This window comes from Accumulibacter sp., assembly GCF_032229525.1.
Taxonomy (GTDB): Bacteria; Pseudomonadota; Gammaproteobacteria; order Burkholderiales; family Rhodocyclaceae; genus Accumulibacter.
Window position 1 is genome coordinate 19,059 of the sequence record NZ_JAVTWB010000213.1, and the last position, 14,667, is coordinate 33,725.

General features: G+C 63.0%; 15 protein-coding genes. 7 read left to right on the forward strand and 8 right to left on the reverse strand.

All coding sequences use genetic code 11. The features are described from left to right. Nucleotides 1–2 precede the first annotated feature (2 nt). The 5 genes from RUW20_RS17340 to RUW20_RS17360 all read left to right on the forward strand — a co-directional run bounded on the left by RUW20_RS17340 (nt 3) and on the right by RUW20_RS17360 (nt 5,292). A complete protein-coding gene (locus tag RUW20_RS17340; protein ID WP_313953478.1) occupies nt 3–407 on the forward strand; it encodes a hypothetical protein in 405 nt (134 codons plus the stop codon). Between the two features lie 112 nt (nt 408–519). Further along, nucleotides 520–972: a YaiI/YqxD family protein gene (locus RUW20_RS17345; RefSeq protein WP_313953479.1), complete on the forward strand. Its 453-nt coding sequence runs from the start codon at nt 520–522 to the stop codon at nt 970–972. Between the two features lie 333 nt (nt 973–1,305). Further along, a complete protein-coding gene (locus RUW20_RS17350) occupies nt 1,306–3,099 on the forward strand; it encodes a vWA domain-containing protein (RefSeq protein ID WP_409559384.1) in 1,794 nt (597 codons plus the stop codon). A 97-nt stretch (nt 3,100–3,196) separates the two neighbouring features. Further along, a complete protein-coding gene (locus tag RUW20_RS17355; RefSeq protein WP_313953480.1) occupies nt 3,197–3,769 on the forward strand; it encodes a sigma-70 family RNA polymerase sigma factor in 573 nt (190 codons plus the stop codon). After that, nucleotides 3,766–5,292: a hypothetical protein gene (locus RUW20_RS17360; RefSeq protein ID WP_313953481.1), complete on the forward strand. Its 1,527-nt coding sequence runs from the start codon at nt 3,766–3,768 to the stop codon at nt 5,290–5,292. Before RUW20_RS17355 ends, RUW20_RS17360 begins: the two co-directional genes overlap by 4 nt. A gap of 98 nt (nt 5,293–5,390) precedes the next feature. Here the strand turns inward: RUW20_RS17360 and RUW20_RS17365 are convergent, their stop codons facing one another. From RUW20_RS17365 to RUW20_RS17400, 8 genes are all read right to left on the reverse strand, one after another. After that, nucleotides 5,391–5,942: a hypothetical protein gene (locus tag RUW20_RS17365; protein WP_313953482.1), complete on the reverse strand. Its 552-nt coding sequence runs from the start codon at nt 5,940–5,942 to the stop codon at nt 5,391–5,393. Between the two features lie 87 nt (nt 5,943–6,029). Continuing rightward, complete coding sequence (locus tag RUW20_RS17370; protein WP_313953483.1) at nt 6,030–8,762, reverse strand: DEAD/DEAH box helicase; 2,733 nt, start codon at nt 8,760–8,762, stop codon at nt 6,030–6,032. Continuing rightward, nucleotides 8,759–8,974: a hypothetical protein gene (locus RUW20_RS17375; protein WP_313953484.1), complete on the reverse strand. Its 216-nt coding sequence runs from the start codon at nt 8,972–8,974 to the stop codon at nt 8,759–8,761. The genes RUW20_RS17370 and RUW20_RS17375 overlap by 4 nt, the downstream gene beginning before the upstream one ends. After that, nucleotides 8,971–9,495, reverse strand: coding sequence for an AAA family ATPase (locus tag RUW20_RS17380; RefSeq protein WP_313953485.1), 525 nt, complete (start codon nt 9,493–9,495; stop codon nt 8,971–8,973). Before RUW20_RS17380 ends, RUW20_RS17375 begins: the two co-directional genes overlap by 4 nt. Before the next feature lie 3 nt (nt 9,496–9,498). After that, nucleotides 9,499–11,118 (reverse strand): site-specific DNA-methyltransferase, encoded by a 1,620-nt coding sequence (locus tag RUW20_RS17385; protein ID WP_313953486.1) that lies wholly within the window; start codon nt 11,116–11,118, stop codon nt 9,499–9,501. 14 nt (nt 11,119–11,132) lie between these two features. Beyond that, complete coding sequence (locus RUW20_RS17390) at nt 11,133–11,543, reverse strand: type II toxin-antitoxin system VapC family toxin (RefSeq protein WP_313953487.1); 411 nt, start codon at nt 11,541–11,543, stop codon at nt 11,133–11,135. A gap of 10 nt (nt 11,544–11,553) precedes the next feature. After that, nucleotides 11,554–11,793: an AbrB/MazE/SpoVT family DNA-binding domain-containing protein gene (locus RUW20_RS17395; protein WP_313953488.1), complete on the reverse strand. Its 240-nt coding sequence runs from the start codon at nt 11,791–11,793 to the stop codon at nt 11,554–11,556. Between the two features lie 439 nt (nt 11,794–12,232). Beyond that, on the reverse strand, nt 12,233–13,750 hold the full coding sequence (locus RUW20_RS17400) for a glutamate--cysteine ligase (RefSeq protein ID WP_313953489.1): 1,518 nt from the start codon (nt 13,748–13,750) through the stop codon (nt 12,233–12,235). Nucleotides 13,751–14,068: 318 nt separating this feature from the next. Between RUW20_RS17400 and RUW20_RS17405 the strand changes: the two genes are divergently transcribed. Beyond that, nucleotides 14,069–14,191 (forward strand): hypothetical protein, encoded by a 123-nt coding sequence (locus RUW20_RS17405; protein ID WP_313953490.1) that lies wholly within the window; start codon nt 14,069–14,071, stop codon nt 14,189–14,191. A gap of 115 nt (nt 14,192–14,306) precedes the next feature. Continuing rightward, complete coding sequence (locus RUW20_RS17410) at nt 14,307–14,615, forward strand: hypothetical protein (protein ID WP_313953491.1); 309 nt, start codon at nt 14,307–14,309, stop codon at nt 14,613–14,615. The last annotated feature ends 52 nt before the right edge of the window (nt 14,616–14,667 follow it).

Sequence of the window (14,667 nt, forward strand, 5' to 3'; positions counted from 1 at the left end):
CCATGAAACGATTCCATGTTCTGTCCTTCCTTCTGGCGCTGGCAAGTAGCCACGTCATGGCGATGTCGACCGACGCCGTCGCGCTGGAGATGAGTTCACTATCGGTCGGTCACCAACTGGCTGCCGACGATCCGGCTGTGGCGCGGACACGAGCCATGCTCGAGCAGGTCAGCAAGCTCAGCGGTGACGACGCGACGGCGATCTTCGCCGCCTGCCGGCGCTACATCGGCCACCTGCACGATGCCGCGCAGATCAAGGCCACGCCGCTCGAGTTGCTCGCCGCTCTGGCCGTCGCTGCTAGCGGAACGCCAATCAACGACACGTTGCAAGCCTACGTCGCGGCGCGCAAGGCGGCACCCGAGAAAACCCACGCCGGAGCGATGGCGCTGCTGGCGAAGCAGAAGTGAGTGCTTTGAGGAAGCTCGCCAGCACCCTCAGACAGCTCGCCGGCAACCTCGAAGAAGTGGCAGAAAACGATCCGGTTTGCTAACGTGGCGGCCTTTATGAGGCTGCCACAACATGCACATCTGGGTTGACGCCGACGCCTGCCCCGGCGTGATCAAGGAAATCCTCTTCCGCGCCGCACAACGGACGAAGATCATGACCACCCTGATTGCCAACCAGATGCTGCGCGTACCACCCTCGCCGCATATTCGCTCCCTGCAGGTGCCGGCGGGTTTCGACGTCGCCGACAACCGCATCGTGCGGGAAGTGCAGCCCGGCGATCTGGTGATCACCGCCGACATTCCGCTGGCCGCGCAGATCGTCGAACGTAACGCCCATGCCCTGAATCCACGTGGCGAGTTCTATACCCGGGAAAACATCAGCGAGCGCCTCACCATGCGCAACTTCATGGAAGAACTGCGCGCTAGTGGCGTCGACATTTCGGGGCCCGCGGCCTTCAGCCAGAGCGACCGGCAGGCCTTTGCCGCGCAACTCGACCGCTTTCTGGCCAGCCGAAAAGCGGACTAGCCTGAAGTTCCCGACGGCGTCTGCCTTGTTGGCGTCAAGGCAGCGCGAGGACGTTCTCGATGCGCCATCATCGGCTTCGTGGCCGGATGACATCAGCGGGGACTTCCTTCTTGCCCAGCCGCAATGCCTGTCGTCACTTCCCATGGTGCTCAAGCCCCTGTAGCGGCCAGCTTGTCGACCGACAAACAAATCCGGCACGCCTCGACCCGGTTTTCTGCTCTCGCCCGTTTCATTCTCACGCATCCGCTTTCCTCGCCCGCCAGCGGGGGGACGCGCTAGGCAATCGTGCCGAGACTCGCAGCGAAACTTCGACCCAGAAACAGGAGCCTGATGATGAAACATTTCACCCCATCCCGACTGCTCGCCATACTCTTGGCGGGTCTGCTCGCCGCCTGCGCGCTGACCCAACAGGACGGCGCGCCCGCCCAGTCACAGCGACGCAACGATCAAGCTGCGCCCGCCGGCGTGGCCGAGATCGACGCTCGCCCGACGGCACAAGCCACCCCACCCGCCCAGGCAGCGCCCCAGGCGCTCGGCAAGGCGGCGCCACAGCTCACCGAGAAGATGGCGACAAGCGCCTCGCCCGGCAAAACCATCAGAATGAACGAGACGAAACGCGAAGCCGCTGCCCAGCTTGCCGCGGACAAGATGTCGATCGCCGTGATGCCGCAACCGGCCGCCTATGCGATCGCCCCCATGCCGCAAGAGGCACGAGAGCGCTACACCCAGCTCACGGCCAACCCGGTCAAGCAAGTCGCCGAGGCGCCGGTTTCCACCTTCAGCATCGATGTCGACACCGGCAGCTACAGCAATGTGCGACGCATGCTCAATGCCGGCCATTTGCCGCCCGCCGATGCGGTGCGCGTCGAGGAATTGATCAACTATTTTCCGTATGACTACGCGCCGCCGAAAGAGGGTCGTCCGTTTGCCGTGCATAGCGAAATGGCGCCCGCCCCATGGAATGCTGATCGCGTGCTGCTGCGCATCGGCATCAAGGGGCAGGATGTCGCCAAGCAAGCCCTGCCACCCGCCAACCTGGTTTTTCTGGTCGACGTCTCCGGCTCGATGAACAGCGCTGACAAGCTGCCTCTGCTCAAATCCTCGCTCAAGCTGCTGGTGGGTGAGATGCGCGCCCAGGATCGCATCTCACTGGTGACCTACGCCTCGGGAACACAGGTGATCCTGCCACCCACGGCAGGCACCGAAAAAGCGACGATCAACGCCGCGATTGACGCCCTGCGGGCCGGCGGCAGCACGGCCGGAGCCTCCGGCATTCAACTGGCCTACGCTGCCGCACAGCAAAGCTTCATCAAGGGCGGCATCAACCGCATCCTGCTGGCCACCGATGGCGATTTCAATGTCGGCACCGCCGACACGCGCCAGCTCAAAAGCATGATCGAAGAGAAGCGCAAATCCGGCATCTCACTGTCGACTCTCGGCTTTGGCACTGGCAACTACAACGAAGCGATGATGGAGCAGATTGCCGATGTCGGCGACGGCGCCTATTCCTACATCGACAGCTTGATGGAAGGCCACAAGGTACTGGTCAATGAGATGACTTCCACCCTGGCCACCATCGCCCGCGACGTGAAGGTGCAGATTGAATTCAACCCGGCCGTGGTCAAGGAGTATCGCCAGATCGGCTACGAGAACCGCCAACTGGCGCGCGAGGACTTCAACAACGATCAGGTTGACGCCGGCGACATCGGCGCAGGCCACACCGTCACCGCGATTTACGAGCTGACCCTGGTCGGCAGCAAGAGCAGCGCGGACCCGCTGCGCTATGCCCCACAAGCCAGCGCCGAAGGGCCACTCGGCAATGAACTCGGCCACCTCAAGCTGCGCTACAAACAGCCCGAAGCCAGCAACAGTCAGCTCATCGACTTGACGCTGCAACGCCAGGCGATCAAACCGCTCGCCGCAGCCAGCAGCGAATTCCGCTTCGCCACCGCCGTGGCGGCCTACGGCCAGATCCTGCGTGGCGGCAAATACACCGGCAACTGGGACTATGGCGACGTACGCAAGCTGGCGCTGGCCAACACCGGCAGCGACAAATACGGCTACCGGGGCGAGTTCCTGCGATTGCTTGATCTGGCGGCAGCCCTGGCGACCAAGCCGGCGCACTGATCGACGCCCGCTCCCAGCGCTTGCCCCCGCCTCACCGGCAAACGAGAGACGGGGGCAAGCGCCCATCGGGCAAGGCGGCCGGTCTATACTGCGCGGCATGAAGACCGCCGCCGAACTCGCCGCGCTGCCCGACGAAGACCTGATGCTGCTGGTCGCCAATGGCCTGGTCGAAAAACCCGCTACGGAGCTTTTTCGCCGCCACAACCGGGCGCTGTTCAACTTCATCGCCTGGCAGTGCCAGGGCAATGCCGCTGAAGCCGAAGACATCACCCAGCGCACGTGGGAGAAGCTCATGACGCGCTGCGCCGACTACCAACCGCAAGCGGCCTTCCGCACCTTCCTGTTCAAGATTGCGCGCAACCTGTGGCTTGACCTGCGCCGCTCCTCGGCCGAAAGCTTGCGCGCGGAACTCGACGAAACCCGGCCCGAAACGCCCACCGAGGATCTTGCTCCGGAAGCCGAACTCGCCCTGCGCCAGAACCTCGACCAGGTGCACCAGGCCTTGCTCGCCCTGCCCGCGAACCAGCGCGAAGTAGTGGTACTGCGCTTCTTCAGCGAAATGAGCCTGGAAGAAATCGCCCACACCGTCGGCGAAGGTTTCGAAACGGTCAAAAGCCGCCTGCGCTACGCTTTCACGCGCCTGCGCCGCGAACTGGAGGCACGGGCGTGAGCCAGGCCTTCGAAAAATTCCTGCAGGGCGAAGACTGCCTGGCCCGCCTGCTGTGCGCGCTGCCCGCCTATACGCCATCGGCCGAATTCGAGGCGGCTTTTGCGCGGGCAGCAGTGGCCGCACAAAAGGCCATTCAGACTGAATCTGCCGCAGCGCAAAAAGCCTCGCCCAGCCCTGCCGCGCCAACAGCCGCAGGCGTCGACATCAATCCTTCAGCCTTTGAACCACCCGCCCGCCTGGAAGCCCGCTTCCTGAAGATGGCCGCCAGCATTGAATCTGCGCAAACCCCCCGGCGCGAGGCAATCCTGACCGGCATTGCCAAAGGGGATAGCCCGCAAGCCATGCTGGGTGCGGCGATTCAGCCTGCCACCGAGGAGTGGCTACGCGCCCAAGCACCCGCGCCGCGCACCCAGCCCGCCGCGCCCTCCCCTCCCGTCCACAAACGCGCCTTCCTCGGCTTTCGCTGGTTCGACCTGCGTCTGGCCGCGCTGGCCTGCGTGATCGCAGCCGTGTGCACTCAGCTCGTGCTCACGTACCTCCCCGAACCGCAGCAAGTCGCAATGCGAGAGGTTTTGCAGAAAGCGTTGGGGCCGCGAGATGCGTTGAACGAAGCGAAGCTGGCCCAGAATAGCGAGCGCTCACTCGACGCGGCGCAAGGCGCGCCGGACCAGGCGAATACCGCCATGCGGCAAGGCCAGCCAGACCAGGCCGCGCTCGTCGCGCGAGAGCCGGCGGCCGCAGGCGCAGCCGCCCCGCTCAAGAAGAATGCGGCAGGCGCGACTGCGCCGCGCACACGCCTTGCCGACGCGGCGGACGGCCCGAAATCCGAAAGTCCCTCACCCCCACTCGCAACCCTGGACCCGCCCGCCAGCGCAGCCCCCGCCGAAGCGATCGGAGCGCCCGCACACGGGCTTGCCAGCGAGGCCGCCAAGCCGGCCGTTGTCGCCAGCGGCAGGGCTGAACAAACGCGCGCAGACGCACTCTCCGCGCAACCCGCCCGGTCAGCCGCAGCGATGACCTCTGTACAGGCAGCTCGCCCCGAGAAGACCGCTCCAGGCGCCTTTCCAGACGCCCGTAAAGAAGAAACCCGTTCGCGCGAACGCGCCATCGGCGAGATCGCCGTTCAGGAAACCCAAAAGGTGGAGCGCGAAGTGCCCGCCGCAAAATCCCTCGGCACGGCAGCAAGCAAGCCGCGCCCGGCAATGGTGGCGGCTGCGCCCGGAATCGCCGCAGCCGCCACGCCGATGACCCGCCTGCGCGCAGTCGACAGCAGCATCAGCGCCACGCTCGCCGACGACCCTGCACGCGTCGCTGCCCGGCTACCAAGCCGCCCTGCGGGCGCGGTGTGGACCGTTTACAGCAGCCAGCCCCGCCAGCCTGAACTCGACCGCTGGCTGGAAACCCTGCGTCAGCACATGCCAGAAACCAGCCGTCCGGCGCGTTTCGAGCTAATCAAGGATGGCGCCAGCCCGGTCGCGAACCATCTGCGCATCGTGCCACCAACCCTGTCCGCGACACGATAATTTCCCGCTCAGCCACGCCGAATAAACCACCCTCGCGGGCCAAGCGTCCATTTCCGTGAGGCGCCAGTGGCCAACACAGTCATCCCGGTTGGCCATCGTCATGCGTCGATCTCCAGCCCGGCTTTCTGCCACAGCCAGTTGAAATCTTCGTCGACGCCCCAGCCATAGCTCTGGCCAGCGGCACGCACCTCTTCCAGGCGGTCGAGCAGATCGTCACGCTGCGTTTCCGGAAGAATCAGTGTGGCCTTTAACGCCTGCTCGAACATCCGCACCAATGCCGCGTAGTAGCCCTCGTTGTCCATGCCACAGTAGTCCAGGAATCTGGATACCTCCTCGCAGTAGAACACGGCCAGTTCGGCCAGCCCTTCCGGGTGACCAATGGCCTTCTTGTAATCCGAAATGGCCTTCTTCGCCGTGGCGATGGAGACATCCTGGTTGCGCAGCACGTCGGGGCAGACCCAGCGCGAAACAATGGCCTTGTAGGGTTTGAGCGGATCCTCGCCCAAGCCGAGGCGGGCGTGTAGAAAGCTCTGGTTGTCCTTGTTGGCGGCGTAAAGGCTCTGCACCAGTCCGAGCAGGCCGGCGCGGTCAAAGTCGGCCAGTTTGCCCTTGACGTCAGTCCAGCTAGGTGCGTTCTTCTTGGTGGTCACTCGCTACATCCTCCTGTTGCCCAAGTAGGGATTCGGGTCAAACCCTGCCTGCAGCGCGCAACAGCTCGTGCTCGGCGGGGTGGATTTTCACCTGTCCGCTGATGGGGCGGACATCACCGTCAGATGCTCCTCGATCCGATCCCAGCGCTTGTCCTTGACCATGACGAATCGGCAACGCCCGTCGGAAAGATTGGCCCACAGGCCGCCAATCAATCGGTCATCCTCGGCCGATAACCAGCGGTCGGCACCCTTGTATTCGACGGCGAGCACCGGTCCGGGTTTGTCATCATTTCCCGGAAGCTGGCAGAGAAAGTCCGGGTAGAAACGCCCGTCCGCCTTCTGCAGGAAGAACGAACTCCCTTCGCGCCGCACCAGGTTGCGCACCCAGAACTGGATACGCCCCTGCTGCGCCTGAATATCCAGCCAGCAGGCGCATTCGAATTCCTCCTTGCTGTCGAAATCGCCCATGCGCCCGTGGAAGTGCTTGCGAAACTCGAAGGCTCCGAATCGGCCATCGTAGTCGCGGCTTGGCGCATACGCTTGCGCATGAAACTCGAAAGCGTAGTGGTCGGTCACCGCGACACGGGATGCGGCATCGTCAGCGAACAGCGTTTGCTGGAAAGCCTTGCCCACCGCCTGTTTGCGCAAGTCGCGGATGCGTGCCTCGAGGCGATTGCGAACCAGGAACTTCTGCAGGTTCGCGCGCGCCAGCGTGAAGCCCTCGCGCCCGAGCAACTCGGTCAGCCAGGCAGCGACGAAGGCCTGTTTGCTGGCGTGGGTGAGGGATTGCTCGGGCAGGTTGCGGCAAAGCCAGGTAGCGAGGCGAATCTCGTCCCAGTTTTCGGGTTGGTACACCAGCCCCAAGTCCCGTTGCAGATCGGGCAAAAAGCGTGAAACGACCCGGCCGGATGCGACATCCACATCGATCTCGCCGCCTTCCGAAACCTTGAGGCCAGCACCGAGCGCGGAGATATCATCCGCTGTTGGCGCGGCATCGTAAGTCGACAGATCCCACGGGTATTCCAGCACCTCTGGGTCATCGAACAAAGCAAGCTCACCCTGAATGCGCAGGGCGAGTTGCGGAACGCGGAAGCGCTCACCCAGTTCGGCCGGCGTCTGGAAGAACTCGATTGCCGTGGTGCGACTGACTTCGGCCGCTTCAACGATGGCTGCTGCCGCTGTTTCCGAGGTGACCGACGCCTTGAGCGTTTCGGCCTCATCCTCGGTCAGTGGTGTACTGATGGTCAGCGTATTCAGCTTGCCATCCCAGATCACCTTGTCGCGGATCGGCTTCGGCACACTCCTGAGATCCGGTTTCTCGGACAAGGTAATCGCTACCGGCCGAACGACAACGCGCCCGCCATGCCCTTCCAGATCCAGTCGCGCCTGTTCGCCCCTGGCTGCGGTCACGAACTCGGCCACTTCGCGCCGCTCGAAGCCCGCCCCGGCGACCAGGCGGTCCCGCAAGGCGCCGGCGGTTTCGGCAAAGTTGCGCGAAACGACGAAAGCGTAGGACTGATTCAGCGCCGGCGCCTGCCGATGACTCGCACCCGGTTGCCGCAAGATACGCCCGAGCAACTGCTCCACCGCCGTGGCCGAATGCAGCGAGGCCATGCTGACCAGGATGTAGGCGAAAGGGCAGTCCCAGCCTTCAGCCAGCGCTTTCTGGGTGATGACGAACTTTACTGGGCAGGCCGGGTCGGCTATGCCCAGCCTGTAGTCCGTATCGACCTGCTCCAGCCCCTTTTCTTCGCCGGTTGCCACGATGATCTCATTGGCCGGAATGCCGTGGTTGGTAATCAGTTCGTTGCGCACGCGCTCGAAATCCAGCGTATCCACGCCGGCCCGGCGCGGCTCCGACTGAATCAGCACCAGCGGCCGCAAGTAGGCGGCCCCCGCGTGGCGTTCGTCGTCGGCCAGCTTGTGCAGGGCATCGCGGCGGCCGATGGCGTTGGCCAGACACTGTTGCCAGTTCGGCTCTGTTTCGAGCACCACCGGCAGCTTGATCATTTCTTCCGCCTTCAGTTCGGCGGCCGATACGCTGTGCAGCACGTTGCTTGGCGTGCGCTCAAGATCGGGCGTGGCGGTCAGTTCCATCACCCCGCTGGGGCGGAAACGCGCCAGCATGTCGAAGGCCAGTTCAGTGCGGTTGTTGTGCGCCTCGTCGACGACCACGAAGGGGCGGCGCAGACGCAACACGTTGGCCAGCGAATACGGCGTGGTCCGATCCGCGCCTTGGCCTTCGCTCAACAGTTCGTCCCGCAGCAGAGGCGACAGATTGTCGAAGTGGTGCATCAGCGCGCCGTTGGACTGGTAAACCTTGCGGCATTCCTCTTCTTCCACCTGAAACGCCTGCCGCGTCGCGACGATGATCGTGGTCGAGGTGTCCAGCGCGGCGCGGGTCACGCTCTTGGCATCTTCCAGATCGAGGACGGTAATCGGGCCGGTTTCGCGTAGCGCCGTGTGGTAGGGGTGCTGGCGGTCACGCAAGGCGCGCAGCGTCTGCCCGCGGATCGGCTTGCTCGGCACCAGCCACAGGATGACGCTGTGCTCGCAACGCAGCAGGTGTGTATTGACCAGTGCCACGCTCTTCGCCGCCAGCCAGGTCTTGCCGCCGCCGGTCGGCACACGCAGGCAGAAGTACGGCATGTCGACCGGAAAGCCCGATAGCGGGTTGTACGGATTGCCACGGCCCCACAGGCGCTCGGTGGTCGCGGTAAAGGCGATCGATGGTGACGGCAGTTCGTGGCAGGCTTTGAAGTAAGCCTCCACGCTTTCGAGAACCTGCGATTGGTAGGTTTTGGGAGCGAAGCTGCTCACCGCGGGTCCCCATAGGGCGGGATGGGTTCCTGCGCCGTCGACCCAAGCTCCGGCTGTGGGTGGAGGTACTCAATCACGCCATGGCGACTGACCACGATGGCCGTGCCGGTCTGCCGGGCGATTTCGCGCGCGCGCAAACCGGCACGTCGCAGCGCTGCATGGGACAGCCGCAAATCCGCGTCACGCGCTTGTTCGATCGGTTGCTTGTTCATGTTCTTTCGCTCCAGTCGAGCAGCACGGGCTGTTCGCCCGAGTTGTCATACAGGGTCCACGCATCCACGCGCGGTGCATACAAGCGCTCAAAATGGTCAAGGCCCGCCGCAAAGCGGCGCCGGATCACGGCTTCGGGAATGTCATGGCCACCCTGACGGACGCGTTGCGCCACGCGGGCAATGGCTTCTTCAGCGCTGACGAGTTGCAGAAAGATGATCTTCACCCGATAACCGCCTGCCTGCCATTGCTCGATCAGGCGCAGATAACCGCGTCCCGATAGTGTCGTCTCAAAGGCGAAACTCTCTCGTGCCGCGAAATGACGCGTCAGTTCCTGCAACATCAGCCGACCCGCATGAAATGCAGCAGTTTCTGGCGCGAAAGGTGCGATCCCGGCGGCGATCAGGTCGGCATTGACGAACACCGGGCAAGCCGCATCGACGGGCAGAAATTCGCGGGCAAAGGTGGTTTTGCCTGCGCCATTTGGCCCGGCAATGATGATGACGCGCAGGTTCTCGGCCATCGCTCATACCTCCAGCGCGTAGGGCGTCTGCTTGAACATAACGCCCTCACGCGCCGCGCGGCCGCCCATGCGGTTGGCGGCGGCGTAGATCACCTTGGGGCCAGTAAATTTCGGCAGCAGGTCGAACACCGGCCCGGTGAGCACATTGCCGCCGGCAATGGATTTGTCCTTGAGGATGCCGTTGTAGAGCAGGTAGATGCCGCGCCCCTCATGTACGCCCAGAAACGGCGAATCCCCAGTTCCCGCATGACCGGTGCCGGTTTCTGCAAACCAGACGAACTCGGCCAGTTGGGCAAAGGTGACATCGGCGCGAATCTGGCCGTCAGCAGTGAACAGGGGTTCGGCCGACAGGCGGCAGAACTGGAAGCCGCCGCCCAGACCTTCGATGGCGTTGCCCTTGGCGTTGGTGTAGCCGGTGACGACGCGCTTGACCCGCTCGGCGGTCACCTTCTGTGCGATGCCTTCATCGATCTCGACGAGGATGAAACGGCGGTTGCCACCGTCCTTGGCGTTCTGCTTTATCACCGCGTGACCGGCGGTTCCGGAGCCTGCGAAGGAGTCGAGGATGAGGGAGTCTTTGTCGGTAGCGATTTGCAGAATGCGTTGAATCAGGCGGATGGGTTTGGGGGTGTCGAATGCAGTTTGTGTGCCAAACAGACTTTGGATTTCTTTCTTGGCTTCGTCCGTATGGCCGACTTCCTCATGTGGCCACCATGTCCACGGCACGAAGCCCTCAACATCAGATAGGTAGCGGATGATTCGTGGGACGCCGTTTCCGTCCTTGCCGAAGTAGATGCGATCATCGCCCTTCAACTTTAGGAATTCACTTTCAATCGTGGACCAACACCGTCCTTCCGGCGGGCGATGGTTCTTTCCCTTCGGGCCAACGATCTCGTACATCTGATTGGGTCGATAGCCCTGTGCGGTCATGGAGATAGACTGCCAGCGCCCCTTAGGATCGTTGTTTGGGTTCTTGTAAACCGCTGCCTGCTTATCGTCAATGGGTACGCGATGGCGCGTCGCTTGAAACCGTTCTGGGTTCATGGCATAGACCATCACATATTCGTGAACGTCGCCGATGGCGCCACGGTTTTCCCGCGAGTAGCGCTTCTGCCACGCATTGCACGCGACGAAGCGCTGTCGCCCAAAAATTTCATCCATCAAGCACCGCAAATGTGCAATTTCCGACTCGTCCATCGAAATCCAGATTGAGCCGTCGTCGCGCAGAAACTGCTTCAGCAGCACAAGGCGCGGATACATCATGCACAGCCAGCGGTCGTGCCGATCCAGCGTTTCGCCTTCCTTGCCGACCACCTCGCCCAGCCAACGGCGGATTTCCGGGCTATTCACGTTGTCGTTATAGACCCAGCCCTCGTTGCCGGTGTTGTAAGGCGGGTCGATGTAGATGCACTTCACCTGGCCAGCGTAGCGCGGCAGCAGGGCCTTGAGCGCGTGCAGGTTGTCGCCCTGCACGATCAGATTACCGCTTTCCCTCTCCCCCGACCCCTCTCCCGGAGGGTGAGAGGGGCAGGACAGTTCCGGCACCGGCTCCAGCAGACGGAATGGCACCTCCTTGTGGTGTTTGACGACGGCTTCCTTGCCGATCCAGTTCAAGGTGGGCATTGCCACTCCATTTTTTAGCTTGATTGCTCTGGCGCGATCAGCGCCAGATCGGCGAAATACGAGGCGTAGCGCCTCGTGTCCCGGGTCAATAGCGGCAATCGTGATACCGCGGCATGCGCGCCGATAAAGAAATCGGCGAGTACGTTGTCCTTCGTGCCGCCTTGCCGGCGGTAACGGATAAAGGCCTTGCCAGCGAGGAACAATGCCGGGCACGGGATCTCGATCAGGGCCAGGCCCAGGTCTTCGATTGCCTTGTCCAGACCCTCGACGGTCGAGAAGGTCAGCGACAGTTCGGAATAGATGATCGGGTTGATCGCCAAGCGGTGAACCTTCGACTGGGCGCGCAATTGCCCTATCGACCAGCCCGCCCATTCCGGATCGTCCTGCAGAACATCGACCAGCACGTTGGTGTCGACCAGCAACACCGACGACACCTCAGCCCTCGCCGCGCAGCAAGGCCATCAGCTCGTCAGTCCGCCATTTGACATCGGCCTTGCCGCGAGCAGCTTCGAAGCGATCCGGCTTGCGGCTGGCTCGAGCGCCGACCTTGTGAATCACCACATCCCCTTCTCGATTGACGGCAAAATCCACCGAACAACCCGGTGCCAGATTCAGCGCATCACGAATCTGCTTGGGGATGGTGACCTGACCCTTGCTGGTAAGTGTCGTCGACATGGGATGGCTCCCTTTGTATTACAGAGATGGTCATTGTAATACCCGAATTGACGCCAAACAAACTGCCCGCCACGCACCTCGCCCGCAGGGCTGGCGCGGGATGTTTTCACGGCCTGTCTCGAGAGCGACACGCCGCCGGGGCGGACCGACAGGGAAATGGGGGGGCGAGACGAGGGTGATGAGTTGTGTGTGTCAAGTTGTGCGAATTCGGTGATCAGGTGGCCACCGAGCTTGTGACCTCACTTGGTCTCAACGCGCACTGCGTCGCAACCGCCCTGTCGGGCGCCTACCCTCTGGTGACCAGGTGCTTGTCGCTGACGGCGAGACCATGGCCAGGTGAGATGCAGTCTGGAAGCCCTTGTGATGAACGCTCCGCAGCAGCTCTGGCGCCGGCGAGTTCGACCCAGCCATGCGCAAACGGTGGCGCGGGCGACGCTGGTCAGAGTTTGAGCCGTTCGGGCGCGAGATATTGCTGGCGGTAGGTCTCGAACGGCACGCTGTCGCTCTTTTCGGCGCACCGTTGCGCTTGCAGCGATTCATCGGCGAACGCCTGAAAACGCAGCGCCAGATCGTCACCGTACGGCAGCCGCAGCAGCGCCTCGCGTGTGCCCAGCGACTGCGCACGCACGAAGGCCGTGTACGACTGATCGAAGTCGCACGCCATCGTCTCCAGCACACGCGCCGATGGTAGGCGCTGCGGCGCGATCAAAGTCTCGCGCGCGACGGAAAGCGACTGCGCGTAGGCTGTACCGCCTTGCGCCGCATCGACCGCAGCAGCGATCGGCTTGCAGTCGTCGATGATCTCCAGCGCCCAGTCGAACAACGCAATCTCACCGTCGCGCCGCTCAAGTTGCAAGCCCGGTTCGCGCCCGCGCGCTGCCGACAGATGCTGGTTGCGGTACATGCGCGCGATCTCCTCATTCGAGTCAGGTGGGCTCTCGCTGAGTAAACAGTGCAGCAGGAAGAGGTCGATGACACGCATCGTGTCGCTGTCGATGCCGAGCGGCTTGAACGGATCGAGGTCCATCAAGCGCACCTCGACGTATTCGACGCCGCGCTCGCGCAGCGCGTGCAGCGGACGCTCGCCGGGTCGAATGACGCGCTTCGGGCGGATCGTGCCGTAGGACTCGTTCTCGATCTGAAGCAGGCTCGTCGCCAGTTGCAGATACTCGCCGCCCGGTCCGCGGATGCCTACCCGCTCATAGGGGGGAAACGGGCGCGTCAACGCGCCAAATAGTGAGCCGGCGTAGTCTCCCAGGCTGTTGTAGCTGACCGCCAGCGCGGCCTGTGCGTCGCTCTGATACCCGAGTCGGCCCATGCGCAGCGAGGTCGCGTGCGGTAGGTACAACGTGTATTCTGACAGCCGCTGTAGCTCGTGTGTTCGATCCTCGACGAAGCTTTGGCACACCGCCGGCGAGGCACCGAACAGCGTCAACAGTACGAACGAATGGCGGCGGAAATTGCGGATGAGACCGAAGTAATCGTCCTCGCCGAGCCCCGGCATCGACCAGTTGTAGTGAATGCCCGAGATGGTCTGCATGCGCCGGCCATAGCGCACGCCCAACCCCATGCGGTAGACGCTCTTGGCGCGTCCGACATTGGACGACCCGAAGCGTGCGACGGGGATGTTCTCGTCGGTCGGCAGTCCGCACGGCATGCTTGCCGCCCACAGCATCTCGTCGCCGAGCGCGTGATAGACGGCCTGGTGAATCTGCGTCAACTCGGTCTCGCACGCCTCCACGCTGTCGTGCACCGCGGTAACGAGTTCGGGTTGCGACTCGCTGAAGTCGGTCGTGATGTTCGGGTGCTTGAGCGGCGAGCCGAGCGCGGCCGGGTGCGGCGTCAATGCCAGCCTGCCGTCGGCATCGACGCGCAGGCTTTCTTTTTCGACACCGCGGTGCATCGCGCGCAAGCGATCCGCGGAGAGCGCCGCGAGGGCAGAAGTCAATCGGTTCATGAGCACTCCGGATGATGTGGTCGCAAACGAACCTTAGCAGGGTCGCGCGATCCGTACTCACGCATTCAGCGGAAATAAACGGATCGAGCAGGGGACGGAGCCACCCCCCCGTCGCCCTGTCACACCACCGTACGTGGCGTTCCGCATGCGGCGGTTCATCAAACTTGCTGGAAGCTTCGCTGAGTAGTCAGCAACGAAACCAACCCCCATTTGTCAGAGAAGCGTTTCGGATAGGCCGCTGAATCGCCCCCAGTTTCCTGGACGGACACGGAGCTAGCGCTACGGGAAGTTCTGTTGCGAGCGATGGAGAAGCGGACGATGGCGGCGGAGACGCACGAGATGGCCAGGGGCAAGGCCGAGGACACGGGGAGCCAGAGCCAGTTCGCGGCGACGGTGAAACGGACAGTCAAAGCGATGAACAAGCAGCCCGGTTTGAGCTGACCGGGCAGTCGTCGGCGGAGATTGCCAGCAATGAGCGCCAGCGGACCTATCGAAACCAGTTCCCCTTGCGCCGTCGGCGCCCTTCTTCGTCGTCCTGACGATCAAGACCAGCCAAGTGGATGCCGAACCGTTTCGCGCTGACCTGCCGCGGATTGCTGCCAAGCTGGGGAGCTACATCGCTGAAGCGCGAGAGACAGCCGCCCTGAGCAATTGGAGCTACGCAAGTCGGGCCATTGACGCGTTCGCCCGTCATCGCTTCGGTGGTGCGGGCGTTCTCTTTTCTGGCGATGCACTGGCGCAGCGCTGGCACTGCGCCGGGTTCTTGTTGGCGGTATTCATTCGGATTGCTTGCATCTGGCTACATGGTGGCTACACAAACGCCAAAAAGCAAAAGGCCAGCCTTTTCGGCTGGCCTTTTGCTTGATTCGTTGGTGGTGATGGGTGGAATTGAACCACCGACCTATGGGTTATGAATC